Source organism: Candidatus Palauibacter sp. (genome assembly GCF_965222475.1).
Lineage (GTDB): Bacteria > Gemmatimonadota > Gemmatimonadetes > Palauibacterales > Palauibacteraceae > Palauibacter.
Genome location: NZ_CBDCUB010000004.1, coordinates 1 through 19028 on the forward strand (window position 1 = coordinate 1; position 19028 = coordinate 19028).

At 71.4% G+C, this 19028-nt stretch carries 14 protein-coding genes; 11 read left to right on the forward strand and 3 right to left on the reverse strand.

The features are described from left to right. The 9 genes from mfd to ACOQPP_RS08775 form a co-directional block, all read left to right on the forward strand. A partial coding sequence (gene mfd, locus ACOQPP_RS08735) for a transcription-repair coupling factor (protein WP_420636332.1) occupies positions 1-5000 on the forward strand: 5000 nt, incomplete at its 5' end. After that, positions 4997-6439 (forward strand): foldase protein PrsA, encoded by a 1443-nt coding sequence (locus tag ACOQPP_RS08740; protein WP_419166779.1) that lies wholly within the window; start codon positions 4997-4999, stop codon positions 6437-6439. The genes mfd and ACOQPP_RS08740, both read left to right, overlap by 4 nt. Before the next feature lie 39 nt (positions 6440-6478). Then, positions 6479-7435 carry a PdxA family dehydrogenase gene (locus ACOQPP_RS08745; RefSeq protein ID WP_419166778.1) on the forward strand — a complete coding sequence of 319 codons (957 nt, stop codon included), beginning with the start codon at positions 6479-6481 and terminating at the stop codon, positions 7433-7435. Positions 7436-7458: 23 nt separating this feature from the next. Continuing rightward, positions 7459-8166: a cell division ATP-binding protein FtsE gene (locus ACOQPP_RS08750; protein WP_419166777.1), complete on the forward strand. Its 708-nt coding sequence runs from the start codon at positions 7459-7461 to the stop codon at positions 8164-8166. Next, positions 8163-9038: a cell division protein FtsX gene (locus ACOQPP_RS08755; RefSeq protein ID WP_419166776.1), complete on the forward strand. Its 876-nt coding sequence runs from the start codon at positions 8163-8165 to the stop codon at positions 9036-9038. Before ACOQPP_RS08750 ends, ACOQPP_RS08755 begins: the two co-directional genes overlap by 4 nt. After that, positions 9025-10230 (forward strand): murein hydrolase activator EnvC family protein, encoded by a 1206-nt coding sequence (locus tag ACOQPP_RS08760; RefSeq protein ID WP_419166775.1) that lies wholly within the window; start codon positions 9025-9027, stop codon positions 10228-10230. The genes ACOQPP_RS08755 and ACOQPP_RS08760 overlap by 14 nt, the downstream gene beginning before the upstream one ends. Further along, positions 10227-11468 carry an ATP-binding protein gene (locus ACOQPP_RS08765; RefSeq protein ID WP_419166774.1) on the forward strand — a complete coding sequence of 414 codons (1242 nt, stop codon included), beginning with the start codon at positions 10227-10229 and terminating at the stop codon, positions 11466-11468. Before ACOQPP_RS08760 ends, ACOQPP_RS08765 begins: the two co-directional genes overlap by 4 nt. Next, a complete protein-coding gene (moaC, locus tag ACOQPP_RS08770; RefSeq protein WP_419166773.1) occupies positions 11456-11938 on the forward strand; it encodes a cyclic pyranopterin monophosphate synthase MoaC in 483 nt (160 codons plus the stop codon). Before ACOQPP_RS08765 ends, moaC begins: the two co-directional genes overlap by 13 nt. 4 nt (positions 11939-11942) lie before the next feature. After that, positions 11943-13391: a nucleotide sugar dehydrogenase gene (locus ACOQPP_RS08775; protein ID WP_419166772.1), complete on the forward strand. Its 1449-nt coding sequence runs from the start codon at positions 11943-11945 to the stop codon at positions 13389-13391. Here the strand turns inward: ACOQPP_RS08775 and ACOQPP_RS08780 are convergent. The 3 genes from ACOQPP_RS08780 to ACOQPP_RS08790 form a co-directional block, all read right to left on the reverse strand. Then, positions 13281-15014, reverse strand: coding sequence for a LysM peptidoglycan-binding domain-containing protein (locus tag ACOQPP_RS08780; protein ID WP_420636333.1), 1734 nt, complete (start codon positions 15012-15014; stop codon positions 13281-13283). The genes ACOQPP_RS08775 and ACOQPP_RS08780 overlap by 111 nt on opposite strands. Positions 15015-15173: 159 nt before the next feature. Continuing rightward, complete coding sequence (gene guaB, locus ACOQPP_RS08785) at positions 15174-16640, reverse strand: IMP dehydrogenase (protein ID WP_419166770.1); 1467 nt, start codon at positions 16638-16640, stop codon at positions 15174-15176. Positions 16641-16702: 62 nt separating this feature from the next. Then, the gene (locus ACOQPP_RS08790; RefSeq protein WP_419166769.1) at positions 16703-17092 is read right to left on the reverse strand and encodes a hypothetical protein; all 390 of its coding nucleotides are present in this window, start codon (positions 17090-17092) and stop codon (positions 16703-16705) included. A 138-nt stretch (positions 17093-17230) separates the two neighbouring features. Between ACOQPP_RS08790 and ACOQPP_RS08795 the strand changes: the two genes are divergently transcribed. Then, a complete protein-coding gene (locus tag ACOQPP_RS08795) occupies positions 17231-18250 on the forward strand; it encodes an SDR family oxidoreductase (protein WP_419166768.1) in 1020 nt (339 codons plus the stop codon). Beyond that, on the forward strand, positions 18169-18948 hold the full coding sequence (locus tag ACOQPP_RS08800; protein WP_420636334.1) for a 4'-phosphopantetheinyl transferase superfamily protein: 780 nt from the start codon (positions 18169-18171) through the stop codon (positions 18946-18948). The genes ACOQPP_RS08795 and ACOQPP_RS08800 overlap by 82 nt, the downstream gene beginning before the upstream one ends. The last annotated feature ends 80 nt before the right edge of the window (positions 18949-19028 follow it).

Below are 19028 nucleotides of genomic sequence, written 5' to 3' on the forward strand. Positions count from 1 at the left end.
CGCTCGCCGCGACCCGCCCCGAGGACCGCATCTGGCTCTTCCCCACCGTCGGGGAGCCGGTCGCCGCGGGCGTCGGCGCGGCCCGTGCCGCGGCGGCCCTCGCGCAGATCGAACCGACGGACGGCGCGGCCGACCTCGCCGAAGTCGTGGCGCGGGCCGCCGCGGCGCTCCCCGCGGACGGCGACCGGCGGCGCGAAGTCCAGCTTCTCTCGGACCTCCAGGCGTCGGCGCTGCGCACATCCCCCACGGCGCGCGGTGACGCCACCCCGCTCGTGGCCTACGCGCCGCGCCCGCCGGCCGAACCGAACGGCGCGCTCGTCGGCGTCGAACTGACGGGCGGCACGACGGCGCCATCGGGAATCGGACACGGGGTCGTCGTGCGGAGTGCCCGCGCCGGGGGCGGAGTGGAGGAGGCGGCGGATTCGCTCGAGGGCGGCGAAGCGGACATCCGGCTCGAACTCGACGGAAGGCTCAGCGGGGCGGCCCGGGCGCCGTGGGGCACGAGCGCGGTCCTGGGGCTTCCCGAACTCGGGGTCGGGCTCCACGAAGGGCGGCTGGAAGTGAACCCGGCCGGGGCGCGCGCCGACGATCTCCGCTACTTCGCGATCCGCGTCGTGCCGCCCCCGGCGGTTCGTTTCCACGGCGACGAGACGAGCTTCGCCGGGCTCGGGATCGAGACGCTCCGCGAGGCCGGCCGCCTGGGTTCCGGAGCGGAAGGGGCGGTGGCGGTCGTGGACGGCGACGCGGCGCGCGGCGCCCCCTGGGCCGGGGCCTCGACCGTCGTGTTCGTTCCGCCGGGGGACCCGGTCGACCTCGCGGCGTTCAACCAGGGGCTGGCCGCGCTCGGGATCGGTTGGCAGGCGCGCATCGACCCGGCATTGGGAGACCTCGCCCTTGAGGAACCGCGGGCGGCGTTCTCGCTCTCGGGCGTTCGCGTTCGACAGCGATACCTGTTCCGTCCGGTGGGAGGCGGGTCGCCCGCCGACACGGCGCTGATCCGGACGGAGGACGGCGAACCCTGGCTCGTCCGCACCGAATCGGGCGACCGCATGGCCCTGATCCTCGCGTCGCCGCTGACCGCGGCGGCGAGCGACCTCCCGGCCCACCCGGCCATGATCCCGTTCCTCGAGGCGGTGCTGGTGCACTGGTCGCACCTCGCCACATGGCCGTTCTCCGATTTCGGCGCCGGAGAGCCGCTGTCGCTCCCGGAGTGGGCGAGCGAGGTGGTGTCGCCGGACGGGTCCGTGCGGAGCGTGGAAGGCGGATCGCCCTTCACGCCAGTGAGGGCCGGCGTATACACCGTCCGCGGCAACGGAGGCGATCCCGGACCGGCCGAGACCCAGTTCGCGGCGAACGTGCCGGAGCCCGAGGCCGACCCCACACCGATCGCGCGGGAGGATCTGGAGGAACTGTTCGCCGGCCGGCCGGTATTCACTGCGGGTCCGGAGGCGGCGGCCTGGGAGGAGGGTGTCTTCCGCGCGCGGCGAGGCCGCGACATCGCGCCCCTGGCTCATCGCGCTCGCGCTCGTTCTGATCGGGCTCGAGCTGTTCCTGGCGACGCCGGGCCGGTCGCGCCGCCCGAGACCGGACCGCGAGAGGAGCGAGGCCAAATCGGGCGTTTCGAGCTGATTCGAACGTCTTTCAGTCAGATCGTGCGAGCCGCCGGAATCCCCGGCGCGCTCTCGCGAAGTGGTGCGCGTGCGTCCATCCGCCACCTGCCGGGCGCGGCGCCGGCCGCGCTCGCCCTGGCGCTTGAAGACCTCGCGGTGGGCGCGCCGGTCGTCCTCGTGGCCGACACCCCCGAGAGAGCCGACGCGCTCCACGACGACTTGAGTACCCTCGGCGCTACGGGCGTCCGCTGCTACCCGCAGCGCGAGACGCTCCCGTACGAGGACGAGGACCCGCACGTCGAGATCGCGGCGCAGCGTGTCGACGCGCTGGGCGCCCTGCTGGCCGGGCGCTGCCGAATCCTCGTGACGACGGCCCGGGCGCTCGCTGAACGCGCCCCCATCCCGGTCGGCGCCGGGGCCACGCTGGCCCTGACGATCGCGAACGGGGACACGCACCCGCTGGCCGCGCTTGGCGACCGGCTCGAGGAGATGGGATTCACCCGCACCCCCACCGTGAGCGAGGTCGGCGACTACGCCGTCCGCGGCGGGATCGTCGACCTGTTTCCCTTCGGCCATCCGGCGCCGCTCCGGCTCGAACTCTGGGGCGACGAGGTCGCATCGCTGCGCCGCTTCGACGCGCTCACCCAGCGCTCGACGGAGACGCTGGAAGCCGTGGAGGTGCTGCCGGTCGCCCTGCGCGCGCCGGATGCGGCGGGCGACGTGGAGCGCCGTGCGCTGATCGAAACGCTGCCGCCGACCGCCGCGGCGCTCGTCCTCGACCCGCGCGCCGGCGTCGGGGCCCGCGCGCGCCTGTGGGAAGAAGTCCGGGACGCGCGGCGCAAGGCGGGTTCCCGGGCCGAGCCCGTCGAGTGGCTCGTCGTCCCGCCTGCCGAGGCGGAAGCGCGTCTGGCCGGACTCCGCCGCCTCGCGTTCGTGGACGGAGACGAAGGCGACCCGGCGCCGGGGGAGCCCGGAGAGCCGGGGGAGCCCGGAGAGCCCGGCGTGATCCGGCTCCCCGTGCAGCCCCCGCCCGCCATCGACCGCGACATGAAGCGCCTCGTGGCCGAGATCGGGACGGCCCGCGCGCGCGGCGAACGGATCCTCATCCTGTGCGACAACGACGGCCAGATCGAGCGGCTCGAGGAGATCCTCGAGGAACGCGGCGGGGCGGCGCTGCGCCGCGATGCGACCCTCGCGGTGGGTTCGCTCAGCGGCGGGTTCAGGGTGGGCATCCCCGGCACGCTGCTCGTGCTCACCGACCACGAGGTGTTCCGCCGGAGGTATCGCCGGCACCGCGTCCGCATGCGCGGCGCCGCCACGATCGAATCGATCGCGTCCGTCGAACCGGGCGACTACGTGGTCCACATGGACCACGGAATCGGCCGTTACGTGGGCATGGATCGGGTCGAAATCCAGGGGGAGACGATCGAGACGCTGGAGATCCGGTACGCCGATGGGGAGGTCCTTCGCCTCCCCCATTACCGGCTCGACCTCATCGAACGATGGAGCGCCGCCGGCTCGAACGCCCGTCCACCGGCGGTCCACAAGCTGGGGCGCCGGAAGTGGAAGCAACTGAAGAAGCGGACGGTCGCGGCGATCGAGGCCACCACCGTCGAACTCCTGCAGTTGTACGCCCGGCGGCAGATGGCCCCGGGCCGCGCCTTCCCGCTCGAGACGGCGTGGCAGCGAGAGATGGAGTCCGCCTTCCTGTACGAGGAGACGCCGGACCAGCTGAGCGCCTGGGAAGCCGTGCGAAACGACCTCGAGGCACCCGTCCCGATGGACCGTCTCGTGTGCGGCGATGTCGGGTTCGGGAAGACGGAGGTCGCGATCCGCGCCGCGTTCAAGGTCGTGCAGGAGAGCGCGCAGGTGGCCGTCCTGGCGCCCACGACGATCCTCGCCGACCAGCATCTCGGCACCTTCCGCGAGCGTCTGGCCGGTTTTCCCGTCCACATCGAGGCGTTGTCGCGCTTCCGCACGCCGAAGGAGCAGCGCGAGGTCGTCTCGGGCCTCCTCGACGGGACGATCGACATCGTCATCGGCACCCACCGGCTCCTGTCCCGGGACGTCCGCTTCAAGGATCTGGGGCTCCTCATGGTGGACGAGGAGCAGCGCTTCGGCGTCCGCCAGAAGGAGCGGCTCAAGGAGTATCGCGAATCGGTCGACGTGCTCACGCTCACGGCCACCCCGATCCCGCGCACCCTCCACCTCGCGCTCGGCGGTCTGCGCGACCTGTCGACGATCCGCACGGCGCCCCGCAACCGCATGCCGATCATCACCCACGTGTTGTCGTGGGAGGACGGGATTCTCGAGGAGGCGCTGCGGCGGGAGTTCGATCGCGGGGGGCAGGTCTTCTTCGTCCACGACCGGGTGGAGACGATCGAGGCGCTCGCGAGGCGGGTCCGGAAGCTGATGCCGGAGGCCCGGGCCGAGATCGCGCACGGCCAGATGCCGGAGCGCGAACTCGAGGACGTGATGCACCGCTTCGTCCGGGCCGAGGTCGACCTCCTCATCTGCACGTCGATCATCGAGAACGGTCTCGACGTGCCCTCCGCGAACACGATGGTCGTGCACGGGGCGCACAACTTCGGTCTCGCGCAGCTCTACCAGCTGCGGGGACGGGTCGGTCGCTCGCACCGCCGCGCCTACTGCTATCTCGTCGTCCCGGAGAACGTCGCCCCGGAGGCCGCCCAGAGGCTGCGCGTCCTCGAACATCACACCGATCTCGGGTCCGGCTACCAGGTGGCGCTCAGGGACCTCGAGCTGAGGGGCGCCGGGAACCTCCTGGGCGGAGAACAGAGCGGCTTCGCGACGGCGGTCGGGATCGAGACGTACCAGCGGCTCGTCGAGAGCACCCTCCGGAGGCTGAAGGGCGAGGCGGACGACGCCGGGCCGAGCGTGCGGGTCTCCGTGGACGGCGAGTCGTTCCTGCCCGACGCCTACGTCTCCGGATCGCAGCTGAAGATGCATCTCTATCGGCGGCTCGCGCGTCTCACGACGTGGGAAGAGGTGAAGGAATTCCGGGCGGAACTCGAGGACCGCTTCGGACGGCTGCCGGCGCCGGCGGAACGACTTCTGGGCGCGGCCGAACTCCGCATCCTGGGCGCGATGGTCGAGGCCGCGTGGATCCGGGTCTCGGGCGACGACGCGCGCATCTCGTTCGAAGCGAGCGCGGCGCCGAGGCTGGGTCTGCTCACGAACGCACTCGGAGACCGCCAGCTGAACGTTGAAGTGCGGCGGCTCGAGCCGTTATCCTTGGTCCTGCGACGGGCGGGAACCGAACCCCTCCTGCCGACGTTGGTGGAAGCCCTGGGGATCCTCGCGACCCCGGGTGGATCGGAGGCGGAGGGCGAGGGCGTGTCCGTGACCGCGGGAGGAGTCTTCAGGTGACCGAGATTCGTGGAGGAGGGAAGGCCGGGTGGGGTGCGGTTCCGCGGCGCGTGGCGAAGCGCCGGTTCGTTCGGACCTGCCTGCTGCCCGTCGCGATCGTCACGGCCGCCGCGCCGGCCTCCGGACTCCAGGAGGAGGCCGAGGCTCCGCCGGACACGACCGTGTCCATGGCGTTCCCCGAGGGCGTGGAGGAACTGGACCGCATCATTGCCGTGGTCGGCGACACGGCGATCCTCATGTCCGACCTCCGGGTCACGCTCTACCAGCTCCAGGCCCGGGGCGCGGGCATCCCGGCCGAGGGGTCGCCGGAGTGGACCCGGTTCGGGGGCGAGGTGCTCACCGCGATGGTCGATGACCTGATCTTCCTGCAGCAGGCGAAGATCGCGGGGATCACGGCCAGCGAGGACCGCGTGGAGGAGATGGCAGACCAGTACTTCGAGCAGACCCGGTCCAGGTTCTCGTCCGACGAGGAGATGATGCTCGCGGTGGAGGAGACGGGCATGAACATGCTCCAGTACCGCAACATGATCCGCGCCGATGCGCAGGCCGAGGCACTGCGGCAGACGTATCGAGTCCAACTCGAGGAACGCTCCGACCTGCCGCCGGTCATCGTCTCGGAGGAGGAGATCGTGGCGGCGTTCGACGAGTACGCGCAGAGCCAGCCGCCCCGCCCCGCGCTCGTCTCCTTCAACCGGCTCGTCGTCACGCCGTCCCCCAGCGGCGAGGCGCGCGACAGCGCCATCGCCCGCACGTTCGTGATCCAGAACGAGTTGGCGAATGGCCAGGAGTTCTCGGTCATCGCGCGCCGCCACTCCGACGACGACGGCACACGGGAGCAGGGTGGCGAACTGGGCTGGATGAGCCGCGACCTGCTCGTGAAACCGTTCGGCGATGCGGCCTGGGGAGCGGGGCCCGGCGCGACGGTCGGACCCGTGCAGACCCAGTTCGGCTTCCACTTCGTCAAGATCGAGCGCCAGCGCGGGAGCGAGCGTTTTCTGCGACACGTCCTCCTTCGCCCCGAGATCAAGCCGGAAGACCTCGAGGAAGCCCGGACGCTCGCGACCCAGATCGGCGACAGCCTGCGTGCCGGCGTCGACCCTGAACGAGTCGCGGCGTGGTTCCGGGGAGAAGTGGCCGACGAAGCCATCCGCTTCGACGAAGTGCCCCTCACCAATCTCCTGACCCAGTTCTCGGACACGGGCGACTCCGGTATCGGCAATCCGGTGCCGGGGACCGTTTACGGGCCGCTCCCGATGGAGCGCGGCGGCCCCACGGAGTTCGGTGTCGTGCACGTCCTCTCCTTCCGGTCCGAGGGTCCGGTCGAACTCGACGACGTGCGCGACGCGATCCGTCAGAGTGTTCGGACCCGCAAGCAGATCGACATCCTCCTCGAAGAAGTGCGGGCGAACACCTACATAGATGTAAGATTCGGATCGTGAGGCGCTGATCCGGTTGCGGTGGCGGGGAGTGGGAGGGCGATGAACAGGCCGCGCGTCGGGATAACGCTGGGAGACCCGCGCGGGATCGGGCCGGAGGTGACCGCGGCGGCGCTCGCCTCGGGCGAAGGCGTCGCGGACGGGGTCGAGGCCGTGCTCGTCGGCCCCCGGGGACTCGGCGAGATCGAGCGCCGGCTGGGACACCTCGCCCGGGAGACGGTGGGCGACTGGGATCCGGCGGGGGGCGAGAAGCTCGCGGGCGAGTTGTCGGGACGAGCCATCGAGCGGGCAGTCGAACTGGCGCGGGCCGGGGAGGTGGACGGGATCGTCACCGCTCCGATCAGCAAGGCCGCGTTGCGGGCGGGCGGCTACCCACACCCCGGGCACACCGAGTTCCTGCAGACGCTCACGGGCGTGGATGAGGTCACGATGATGATGGCCGCGGAGCGGACCCCGCTCGGCGGCCCGCTGCGACTCGCCCTCCTGACGGCCCACCTGCCGCTGCGGGAGGTCCCGTCGACCCTCGACGTCAGGCTCTTCACCCGGAGGACCTCGATCGCGATCGAGGCGCTGCGCACCTGGTGGGGCATCGGGCGGCCCCGCGTCGCCTTTGCCGGGCTCAACCCGCACGCGGGCGAAGGCGGGCTCTTCGGCACGGAGGAGATCGAGGTGTTCGGGCCGGCGCTCGAGCGCCTCGGCGCCGACCCCGACCTGGAACTCCTCGGCGTCTTCCCCGGAGATACGGTCTTCCTGAAGGCGCTCGGCGGGCAGGCGGACCTGATCGTGACCCCCTATCACGACGTCGGTCTCGCGGTGCTGAAGACGATCGCCATGAACGAGGGGGTCAACGTGACGGCGGGGCTTCCCTTCCCGCGCACCTCCCCGGACCACGGCACGGCCATGGACATCGCCGGCCGCGGGAAGGCCGATCCGGGCGCCATGCGGGCGGCGATCGACCTCTGCGCGCGCTTCTGCGCGGCCCGCGTCGCCGCATCATGATCCGGTTCCGGGACGTCTCGAAGGTGTACCCTCGGGGAGCCGCGGTGCGCGGGGTCTCGTTTCGCCTCCGGCGAGGGGAGTTCGCCTTCCTTACCGGGCCATCGGGGGCGGGCAAGTCGACGATCCTCGAACTCATCCACTTCCAGACGCTCCCGAGCGAAGGCGAAGTCCAGGTCTCGCGCTACAACTCGAGGCGGATTCGGAGGAGGGACGTACCCGCCCTGCGGCGGCGCGTGGGGTTCGTGTTCCAGGACTTCAAGTTGCTGGAACGGCTGACGGCCGCGGAGAACGTGGCGTTCGCGCTCGAGGTGATCCGGACGCCGCGGCGCGAGATCGACGGCCGGGTCCAGCGTCTCCTGAGCCACGTCGGGCTCGCCTCCCGGGCGCGGGCGCTGCCTTCGGAGCTGTCCGGCGGGGAACGCCAGCGGGTCGCGGTGGCGCGGGCGCTGGCCACGGAGCCGCTGATCCTCCTCGCCGACGAACCGACCGGCAACCTCGACCCGCGCGCGGCGCACGGGGTGTTCGAGCTGTTCCGGACGGTGAACGGGCTCGGTACGGCGGTCCTCATGGCCACCCATGACGCCGATTTCGTGCGGAATCACCCTGCGATCCGCGTGCTCGAACTCGAAGGGGGCCGGCTCGTCCGGGACTCGGCCGCCGACCTCGCGGTCGCGGGCGTGGCGGACGGCGCGGGCGTGGCGGACGCCTCCACCACGGGCGGCGCCGCGTGAGGCCGCTACGAGAGGCGCTGGCCAGCTATCGGCGCCACCCGCTGCTGTGCGGGCTGTCGATCGGCGCCGTCGGGCTCAGCCTCGTGATCCTCGGCCTGTTCGGTCTCGTCGCCTACAACATGGGCGCGGCGATCGGCGACGTGGAACGGGGGGTGGAGGTCGTCGGCTACCTGCTCGACGACGCGAGCCCGGAGCAGATCCGGGTCGCGAGGCGGGAGCTGACCGCGCTTCCCGCGGTGGAAGCAGTGCGCTACGTGTCGAAGGACGAAGCGCTCGCCAACGCGCGGCGCGATCTCGTGGAGTTCTCGAACGTGTACGGAGACCTCCGCGTGAACCCGCTTCCCGCCTCCCTGCACCTGAGGCTGCGGGAGGGGTTCCGCACGCCGGAAGCGGTGTCGGAGATCGCCGGGGGCCTCGAGGCGTATCCGTTCATCGAGGAGGCGCGCTTCGGCGAGGAGTGGGTCGAGCGCCTGTTCGCGCTGCGCCGGCTCGCGGCCGGCACCGCCGCCCTGGTGGGCGGGGGGTTCGCCCTCGTCGCCGTACTTCTGGTCGGGACGGCGGTTCGCACGGCGATCCTCGCGCGCGGCGAAGAGATCGAGATCATGCAGATCGTGGGCGCCCGGGAGGGCTACATCCAGCGCCCGTTCCTGCTCGAAGGCGCGATCACGGGGCTCACGGGCGGCCTGATCGCACTCGGCGTCACCAGGCTCGCGTACGCGCTCGTCCGGACGCGGTTCGACGGGTTGGGGTCGCTCGCCTGGCTGCCGGAGCGCTGGGTCATCGCGGGCGTACTGGCGGCCTCCATCCTCGGGCTGCTCGCCGCCGTCCACTCGGTGCACCGCGAGGTGGGACGCGCCTATGGCCCCTGGTAGCCGGGCCCGGGCGGCGATCCTGGGGGGTGTCGCGATCCTGGCGTCGGGCGCCGCCGGGCCGGCCTCGGCGCAGGAGCCGGCGGACATTCGCCGTCAGCTCGACGAGAGCCAGAGCCGCCTGGAACTCATCCGCGGGGAGCGCGAGCGGCTGCGGCGGGAACTCGAGGGGATCGCCGGCCGGGTGAGCGGCGATTCGGCGGAACTCGTGAACGTCGAGCGGCAGATCGACGCCTCCGCCAGCCTGCTGGCCGAACTCGATGTCCAGCTGGGCGTGCTGACGGGGCAGGTCACGGCCATGACGCGCGACGTGCTGCTGACCCGTGACGAACTCACGGCGCGTCGGGTCGTTCTCCACGAGCGGCTGCGCGACATCTACAAGCGGGGCCCCCTTCAGACGGTCCAGGTGCTCCTCACGTCGCGGTCGTTCTCGGATCTGCTCAACCGGTACAAGTACCTGCACGCGATCGCCCTCTTCGACCGCCTGCTCGTCGAGGAAGTCGAGGGTCTGGAGCGCCGGCTCGCCGGGCAGCGAGAGGCGCTGGGTCGCGAGACCGAGCGCATCGCGCGCGTGCGGGCCGAGAAGCTCGTCGAACACGACGAACTCGAGCGGCTCGAGCGACAGCGGCAGGAACGGCTGCTCGTGTTCTCCGATCAGCGCGCCGAGGCCCGGTCCGAGTTGGCGCGTCTCGCGACCGAGGAAGCGCAGTTGCGGGCCCTGATCGGGGGCCTCGAGGAGCGGCGCCGCGCGGCCGAGCGCGAGGCCGGCGCCGCGACGGTATCTTCGCTCACCACGTCGGACCTGGGCCGCCTCGCGTGGCCGGTGGAGGGCCGGATCCTCTGGGGCTTCGGACCCCAGCGGGAGGGCCGCACGACGATCCCGCGCGAGGGAATCGGGATCGGCGCGGGGCGTGGGACCCCGGTGAGCGCGGTGGATCGGGGCATCGTCGCATCCGTGGTCGCGCGGGCCTCCGGGCAGACCGTGATCGTCGACCACGGGGGCGGGTTCTACTCCTCCTATCAGAAACTGAGGGATGTGATCGTCGACGAGAGGCAGCGGATCGAGGCCGGCCAGGTCATCGGACAGGTGGGGGGAGACGCGACGAATCCTCACATCGAGTTCCAGATCTACGAGCCGGGCGCGGCGGGGCCGCGTGCCGTGGATCCGGTGCGCTGGCTGAGGGAGCGGCCGTGAGCGCGGAGGGCCGCGAAGCCGACGCCGGCCTCGCGGAGCCGTGGGGCCAGGAAGCACTGCTGCGGCACCTCGGGGGGGCGATCGCGGGGAGACGGCTCCCGCAGTCGCTGCTGCTCCACGGACCGGAAGGCGTCGGCAAACGGGCGCTGGCCCTGTGGACCGCCCGCGCGCTCCAGTGCGACGGCTCGGGGAGCGACGCGCAGGGAGACGGGGCCGGAGATGCGCCCTGTGGCACCTGCCGAAGCTGCCGCATGGCGGCCCGTCTCGAGCACCCGGACATCCACGTCCATTTCCCCATGCCGCGGCCGAAGGCGACCGCCTCGCGGGCGAAACTCCGGGAGGCGATCGAGGCCCAGCGGCACGAACGTCTGGCGCTCCTGCGCGAGGACCTGCACGCGCGGCTGGACCCGGAGGCGGTGACGGGACTCTACGTCGCGGCCGTGGAGAACATCCGCGAGCAGGCCTCGCGGCGCCCCTCGATGTCCCGGAAATCGGTGTTCGTGGTCGAGGAGGCGGACCGCATGGTGCCGCAGAGCGCGAGCCCGGAGGCCGCGAACGCGTTCCTCAAGCTGCTCGAGGAACCCCCGGCGTTCGCCTGGATCGTGCTCACGAGCAGCCGCCCCGCCGCGCTCCTCCCGACGATCCGGTCCCGCAGCGTGCCGCTCCGCGTCGCGCCTCTGCCGACGGACCGGGTGGCAGCGTACCTGACCGAGCGACTCGGCGCGGCACCGGACCGCGCCCTCGCCGTGGCCCGGCGCGCCGACGGCGCCGTGTACCGGGGCCGGCGCCTGCTCGACGAAGGCGCGCGGGAGTCCGAGACGGCCGCCGATGAACTGCTGGCGGCGGCACTCGACGGGACGCCCGGGGCGCGGTATCGCGCGGCGATCCGCTACACGGCACGGGGCGCGAGGGGCGAGCTGCAGCCCGCCCTCGAGGATCTGCGCGTGCGTTTGCGGGACCTCCTCTGCGTCGCCGCCGAAGCCGCCGGAGAGGCGCTCGATGCCCATGGCGTGGAGACGCTCGCGAGGGGACGCGGCGTGACGGATCTGGCGGTCCTCGACGCCCTCGCGTCCCTCGATGCGGCGCTGGAAGGGGTCGGCCGCAACATGAACCCGCAGGCCACGATCGCCCTTCTGCTCGAGGAGATGAGCGCCGCGTTCGCGGGCCGGCGGCCGGGAACCCCATCATTGGAGCCGACCGGGACTCCGAAGCGGGAGGCAGCTTCGTGGATCGATTAACACATCTGGACACGGACGGGCGGGTGCGCATGGTCGACGTCGGGGAGAAGCCGTTGACGCGCCGGGTGGCGGTCGCCGAGGGCAGGATCCGGATGCGGCGCGCGACGCTCGACGCGATCCGCGGGGGGGAGATCGAGAAGGGGGAGGCGCTCGCGGTCGCCCGCATCGCGGCGATCCAGGGGGCCAAGGCCGCGTCGACGCTCGTCCCGCTCTGCCACCCGATCCCGCTCGATGCGGTGGACATCGAGATCGAGGCCGTCGAGTCGCTGCCGGGCTACCGCCTCGGCGTCCGGGCAGCGGCTGAATGGCGGACCGGGGTCGAGATGGAGGCGCTGGCCGGCGTCGCGGCCGGTCTGCTCGCGCTGTACGACATGTGCAAGGCGATCGACCGCGGCATGTCGCTGGGCCCGATCCGGCTGCTCGAGAAGCGCGGCGGCCGCTCGGGCACATGGGCGGCCGAGCCGGAGTGAGGCGATGGCCCCGGTGAGTCGGCGAGAGGCGCTGCTCGAACGGATCGAGTCCGGCGCGGCCCGCGTGGGCGTGCTCGGGCTCGGGTACGTCGGCCTCCCGGTCGTCACGGCCTTTGCCGAGGCGGGTTTCAGGACGCTCGGTTTCGACATCGACGAGCGCGTCGTGCGCCGGGTGCGACGGGGCGAATCGCACGTCGGGGACGTCGCCCCGGAGACCGTGGCCGCCGTCGTCGGCGCGGGCCTGCTCGACGCGACGAGCGACTTCGGCCGTCTCGGCGAGGTGGACGCGGTCATCATCTGCGTCCCGACCCCGCTCGGGAAGACCGGGGACCCCGACGTCTCCCACATCCTCGACGCGCTCTCGCAGATCGGCGACGGGCTCCGGGCCGGGCAGCTCATCGTCCTCGAGTCGACCACGTACCCGGGGACGACCCGCGAGCTTCTGCAGCCGGAACTCGAGCGCGGCGGGCTCCGGGCCGGAGAGGATTTCTTCCTCGCCTTCAGTCCCGAGCGCGTCGACCCCGGCAACGCGACCTACACCTTCACCAACACCGCCAAGGTCGTGGGCGGGCTGACGGAGACCTGCGGGGAGCTCGCGGTCGCACTCTACGGACGGGTCATCGAGCAGGTCGTGCGCGTCGCTTCGCCGGAGGCCGCCGAACTGACCAAGCTGCTGGAGAACACCTTTCGCGCGGTGAACATCGGTCTGGTGAACGAGATGGCCGTCATCGCGGACCGCCTCGGTATCGACATCTGGGAGGTCGTCGAAGCCGCGGCGACCAAGCCGTACGGGTTCATGCGCTTCACGCCCGGTCCGGGCCTCGGCGGCCACTGCCTCCCCGTCGACCCGCACTATCTCGCGTGGAAGATGCGCACGCTGCAGTACCGGACGCGCTTCATCGAACTCGCGGCGGAGGTCAACGCGGAGATGCCGCGCTACGTCGTGGACCGCATCGCCCAGGCGCTGAACCGGCGCCGTCTCCCGGTCAACGGCAGCCGCGTCCTGCTGCTCGGCGTCGCCTACAAGCCGGATGTCGGCGATGTTCGCGAGAGTCCGGCACTCGACATCATCGAACTCCTGCGTCGCCGCGGCGCCGAGGTCGGCTACCACGACCCCTTCGTCCCGCGCCTCGCGCTGGAGGGGGGAGACCTCGCGTCCGTGCCGCTCGACGAACCACTCGTCGAAGCCGCCGACGCGGTCGTCGTCGTGACGGACCATCGGGAGGTGGATTACGACCTCGTGCTGGAGAAGGCGACCCTCGTGATCGATACGCGGAACGGCCTGCGGGGCCGGACGGGGGGCGGGGCCTTCTATCCCCTCGCCGGACCGCCGCGGAGCGGATCAGCGCCGAATCTCGAGCCGGTCTCCGGGGCGGATGAGGCTGGACGAGAGCCGGTTCCACTCGATGATCTGCCGCGTCGATACCGAGTATCGGCGGGCGATCAGCCATAGCGAGTCGCCCTCCCGGACGACGACCGTCATCGGTCCTGAGGGCATGTCGGCGCCGGGGATCACCAGTCGCTGACCGATCTGCAGGCGCCGCGGGTTCACGTTGCCGTTCGCGGCCCTGAGCGCCGCCACCGACACGCCGTACTGCTGCCCGATCACATCCAGCGTCTGGCCTCGCTGCACGGTGACCACCCGGGTCCCGTCGGCGTTCGTCCGGACCGCGGGGCGCGGGGCCGCGGGCGCCGGGCTCGGCGCGTTCGCGGTCCGGCTGGCGGACGTCCCCCCGGCCCTGGGGATCACGAGTTGCTGTCCGATCTGCAGGCGCCGCGGGTTGATGTTGCCGTTCGCGGCCTGGAGCGCCGCCACCGACACGCCGTACTGCTGTCCGATCCAGCCCAGCGTGTGGCCGTTCTGCACGGTGTGAAAGGTCCACGTCACCCGCTCGTCGGCGGGGACCGCGGCATAGCGAACCGCGAACTGCGCCGCGCCCCCGACCGGAACCCGGATCTCCACCTCCCGGTGCGGCGGGGTCACGCTGCGCGGGAACTGCGGGTTGAGCAGGTCGATCGTCTCCTCGTCCGTGCCCGCGACCTCTGCGAGCACATCGAAGCTCGTCGCGTCCGGCACCCGCACCGTCTCGTACTCCGGAAGCATCTCCCGTTCCGGGTACTCGAACCCGTAGCGGTCCGGATCGTGTCCGATCATGGCGGCCGCGATGATCTTCGGCACGTAGTCACGCGTCTCCCGGCGCAGCAGGCGACGTTCGGCGAGATCCCAGAAGGTCCCGTCCGGCACCGTTCGAAGGCCGCGGCGAACGCGATTCGGCCCCCCGTTGTAGGCGGCCGCCGCCAGATACCACGAGCCGAATTCCTCGTACAGGTCCTTGAGGTGGGCGACCGCCGCATCGGTGGCTTTCTCGGGGTCGCGCCGCTCGTCGAGCCAGTAGGAGATCTCGAGCCCGTAGCGCCGTCCCGTACCCGAGATGAACTGCCACAGGCCGACCGCGTGCGCCCGGCTGTAGGCATTCGGGTTCATGCCGCTCTCGATGACCGAGAGATAGATCAGGTCCTGCGGCAGGCCCGCCTCGCGCAGCTTCCGCCGGATCATGGGCTCGTAGCGGGTCTTGCGCGCGAGGTAGATCTCGAAACGCTCCTGGAGCTGGCTCTGGAAGTAATGGATCCAGGACTGGACGCGCTCGTTCATATCGAGCCGGAAGACGCGCGGATCCTCTCCTTCGTGGACCAGCCCCATCGGATCGCCGCCGAGCGTCTCTCGAAGCGCCCGGTCGATCTCCTCGGGGGTCGGCCCGTGGAATGCCTCGCCGGCCGGCTCCGGCACGCGGGGATCCTCCGGCATCAGGTCGTCGTCCGGGAGCGGCGCCTCCGCCGGCTCCCCCCCGGCGTCGGAGGGCGGGACCGGGGTCGTCCCGGGCGGACTCTCGGCGGGCATATCCGCTGCGGCCGGTCCGGATGCGGGCGGCTCGGGCGAGGGATCGGTACCGACGGCGCGCTGGACGAGGACACAGCCGGAAAGGAAAAAGGCCCCGAGCGCCGCCAGCGCCGCGAGCGGCGGACCCGGCCCGAACAGGCGTGTATGCGATCGTTCAGCGAAAAACGGCTCGGTCATTCGCGGCACCTCCCCCCTTCTGCAACCGATACTCCACACTCCACTCGCCGCTCCATCACCGCGTCGCGCCGGGCCCCGGAGGGGTCAGCGCACATGGATCGTACCGAACCATACGGAGGCTGTCGAGAATGGAGGCTGTCGAGACGTCAGCGCCCAGGGCTAGACGTGGTAGTTGGGGGACTCGCGCGTGATCACCACATCGTGCGGATGGGACTCGCGCAAGCCGCCGGAGGTGATGCGGAGGAAGCGGGCCTCGCGCCGCAGTTCGTCGATCGTGGCTGCGCCGCAGTAGCCCATCCCGCTCCGGAGCCCGCCCACGAGCTGGAACACTGTGTCCGCCACCGGCCCCTTGTAGGGGACGCGGCCCTCGATCCCCTCCGGCACCAGCTTCTGGACGGCCGAACCCTCCTGGAAATAGCGGTCCGCCGACCCCGCCTTCATGGCCGCGAGCGAACCCATCCCGCGGATGATCTTGAACCGGCGGCCCTCGAGGAGGAAGGTCTCGCCCGGGCTCTCATCCGTGCCGGCGAACATGGAACCGAGCATGCACGTCTCGGCGCCCGCCGCGATCGCCTTGACGAGATCTCCGGAGTACTTGATGCCGCCATCCCCGATCACGGGCACGCGGCCCGCCACGCCGGCCACGCTGTCTTCGATCGCGGTGATCTGCGGCACCCCGACCCCCGTCACGACGCGCGTCGTGCAGATGGAACCCGGGCCCACGCCCACCTTGACCGCGTTCACCCCGCGCGCGACCAGCGCCGCCGCCCCCTCGCGCGTGGCGACGTTGCCCGCGATGAGGTCGATGTCCGGGAGCGCCTCCCGCACCCGGGCCACGGCCTCGAGCACGCCCTCTGAGTGTCCGTGCGCCGTGTCCACGACGATGACGTCCGCACCCGCCCCGGCGAGTTCGCGCGCCCGATCGAGCTCCACCGGGCTCGCACCCACCGCCGCACCCACGCGCAGGCGACCGTGGTCGTCCTTGGTCGCGTTCGGAAACCGCCGTCGCTTGAAGATGTCCTTGACCGTGATGAGCCCGGCCAGCCGTCCGTCCTCCCCCACCACCGGGAGCTTCTCGATCTTGTGACGGCGGAGCAGTTCCTCGGCTTCCTCGAGAGAGGTTCCGACGGGGGCCGTGATCAGGTTCTCGCTCGTCATCGCCTCCCGCACCGGCCGCGAGAGATCGCTCTCGAACACGAGGTCCCGGTTCGTGAGGATGCCGATGAGCGCGCCGCCTTCGTCCACGATCGGAACGCCGCTGATCGAGAACTCGCGCATGCGGTACCGCGCCTCCCCGAGCGTGGCCTCGGGTCCGAGCGTGATCGGGTCCAGGATCATCCCGCTCTCGGATCGCTTGACTCGGTCGACCTGCTGGGCCTGGGCCTCGATCGACATGTTCTTGTGGATGATCCCGAGGCCGCCTTCGCGGGCGACCGCGATGGCCATCCGGGACTCCGTGACCGTGTCCATGGCCGCGGAAAGCAGCGGGATCTGGAGCCGGATCCGTTCGGTGAGACGGGTCGAGACATCGACGTCCGCCGGATGCACCAGCGCGTGGCCGGGAGCGAGCAGTACGTCGTCGAAGGTGAGCGCTTCGCGCGCCGAGCGGGCTGTTCGAGGTTCCATGCGCCATCGTAGGCGCCTTGCGGGATCGCGTCAACGAATGCGGCGGCGTTCGGCCGCTCGGACTAGTCGACGACGATCTCGCGCGTCTCGGGCGGCGGGCGATCGTCCTTCGGCGGCGGCTCCGGGGTACCGGCCTCGAGTTCGGCCAGGAACCCGCGCCCCGCTTCACGAAACGACTCGATCACGCGGTCGGCGGCGCCGAGAACCTTCATCGTCCCCTTCACGGCCGTCGTCGAGGCCTTCGTGCGCCGTAACCCTCGATGCACGGACTCGGCGAAATGCTGGAAGGGATCGGCGCCCGGGGCCGGCCGCGAGGCGTACTTCGACGACAGGTAGTCGACGAAATCGGCGACCTCGTACTGCTTCTCCTCGGGAAGCGCCTGGAGCTTCCTCCAGATCTTCTTCCTGAGAATCTCGTTCATGCCTTCTTCGGTCATATTCTCTTCGGCCATCGTGCTCGTCCGTCCTCGGTTGCCGCCGGGGCCACCGGCGTCGTCCTCCCCATACTCCGTTCGGCGGGAGACAGGTTTCAGGGTCCGGGCCCTGGAGGGGTTCCGCCGTCCGGCCCCGGAAGCATAACATGTACGCTCGTGGAAACAGAGTACGATCGCGCCTGCGCGAAGCTGCGGGCGGACCCCCGGCGCTGGCTGGTCACCGGGGCCGCCGGCTTCATCGGATCCAACCTCGTCGAACGACTCCTGGCTCTCGGTCAGGAGGTCGTGGCGCTCGACAACCTTGCGACCGGACGCCGGCGCAACGTCTTGGAGGCGGTGGCCGCGTCGGGCGCTCCCGCGGACCGGTGCCGTTTCATCGAGGCGGACGTCGCCGACCGCGAGGCGGCCGCGTCGGCGTGCCGGGACGTGGATGTCGTCCTGCACCAGGCCGCGCTGGCCTCGGTGCCCCGCTCGATCAAGGAGCCGCGCGCGACCTACGCCTGCAACGTCAACGGCTTCATCAGCGTACTGGACGCGGCCCGCGACGCCGGCGGCCGCCGTCTCGTCTACGCCTCGTCGAGCTCGGTGTACGGAGATTCTCCCGAACTTCCCAAGGTGGAGGCCCGCATCGGGATCCCGTTGTCGCCCTACGCGGCGACCAAGCGCGTGAACGAACTGTACGCCGCCATGTATCGCCGCAGCTACGGCATCGAGATCGTCGGTCTCCGCTATTTCAACGTGTTCGGGCGGCGTCAGGACCCCGACGGACCGTACGCCGCCGTCATCCCCCGCTGGATCGGCCTCCTGCTTGAGGGCGAGCCGTGCCGGATCTACGGGGACGGCCGGACGAGCCGCGACTTCTGTTACATCGAGAACGTGGTCCAGGCCAACCTGCTCGCCGCGACGGCGGAGGCGGGGGCGACGGGGAGGGTCTACAACGTGGCCTCCGGGGATCGGACGACGCTGAGCCGGCTGTTCGAGATGATCCGTGACGGGCTGGCGGAAACGCGACCTGGGCTCGAGGGCGTGGAGCCGGTGTACGAGGACTTTCGGGCGGGGGATATCCGGCATTCCTACGCGGACATCTCCCTGGCGTGCGAGCGGCTCGGTTACGCGCCCACCCACACCCTCGTCCCGGGTCTCGGGGAGACTCTCGACTGGTACGCGACCCTCTGAACGCGCGGGAATGGCCCCGGGCGCCCCACCACGCGGGGCCTCCGGGGGCGGACCTTCACGTATGGCGAGTCGACCTCGCCGCCTGCGACGAGGGGGACGGGGTCGCGCTCCTGAGTCCCGGCGAGCGTGCGCGAGCCGCGCGACTCGTCTCGGCCGGCGCCCGGACCCGCTTCAGCCGCGCCCGCATCGCGATGCGGCAGCTCCTGGCCGAGTACGTCCGACTCTCCCCCGGGGAACTCGCACTCGAGTACGGAGAACACGGGAAGCCGCGCCTCGCCGGGGAGACGGAACGCGATCGGACGCCGCTCTTCTTCAATCTCAGCCACTCCGGCGACCTGGCCCTTTTCGCGGTGGGCGAGGCGGGCGAGATCGGCGTCGACATCGAGCGCATACGGCCGCTGCGCCATCCGGAGGGACTCGCCCGCGACCATCTCTCGGCGGGGGAACGGGAGCTGCGTCCGGACTGGAGCGCCATCGAGGCGAGGCCGGAGTTCTTCCGGGTCTGGACCCGGAAGGAAGCCATGCTGAAGGCCGCCGGGCTGGGGCTGTCACGCCCGCTCAGTCGCGTTGACACGATCCGCGGCCTCCTCGAAGGTCGGCCCTACTGGCTCCTCGATCTCCTTCCCGGAGACGGGTTTGCCGGCGCAGTGGCGTGCAGGCACGCGCCCGCTGACGTGCGCCGGTGGAGTTGGCCTTGATCCGGCGGAGCCGCGCGCAGGTCCGCGCCCCCCTGAAAGAGGTTGACGATAGCGTACCTGCTCCCGATAATGCCCCGCGA